The sequence below is a fragment of the Enterococcus devriesei genome (assembly GCF_001885905.1).
Classification (GTDB): Bacteria; Bacillota; Bacilli; order Lactobacillales; family Enterococcaceae; genus Enterococcus_A; species Enterococcus_A devriesei.
Window position 1 is genome coordinate 1 of the sequence record NZ_JXKM01000053.1, and the last position, 523, is coordinate 523.

Below are 523 nucleotides of genomic sequence, written 5' to 3' on the forward strand. Positions count from 1 at the left end.
CAATTCTTTTAAAAAGGCATTCTCGATTTGAAGGGAACGCACTTGTTTTTCCAATTCCTTGATACGATCGGGTTCTACAGGTGTTTCTTTCTTTGTTTTCTTCTCTTCCTTTTTTTTAGCCAAAATGGGTGGACGTCCTTTCGTCTTTGAGAGTCCATCGATCCCTTCTGTACGGAAGGCTTTCATCCAGCGGGCAATTAGCGCTGGATTGTTCATCTCTAATTGATTCGCCACTTCACGATAAGACAGCTCAGTTGTTTGATATAACTCTATCGCATCCATCTTGAATTGAATAGAATAACTTTGATTTTGTCGTTTTCGAAGGAGACCTTCTTCACCAAATTCTCGATAGGTATTGAGCCATTTTCGGATCTGATGATTTGATTTAAAACCATATTTCTTTGATAAGTAGGAGGTTCCTCCTTTCCCCTCAAGATATTCTTGAACGATTTTTAGCTTAAATTCAAAACTATATTTAGCCATAAAAATACCGACCCCCGGGAGTTAGATTTTTGGTCTAACT

The 523-nt window shown here is 38.2% G+C and carries 1 protein-coding gene; it reads right to left on the reverse strand.

The genetic code is table 11. The features are described 5' to 3' along the window. A partial coding sequence (locus tag RV00_RS15990) for an IS3 family transposase (protein ID WP_071863502.1) occupies window positions 1-483 on the reverse strand: 483 nt, incomplete at its 3' end. Between the last annotated feature and the right edge of the window lie 40 nt (window positions 484-523).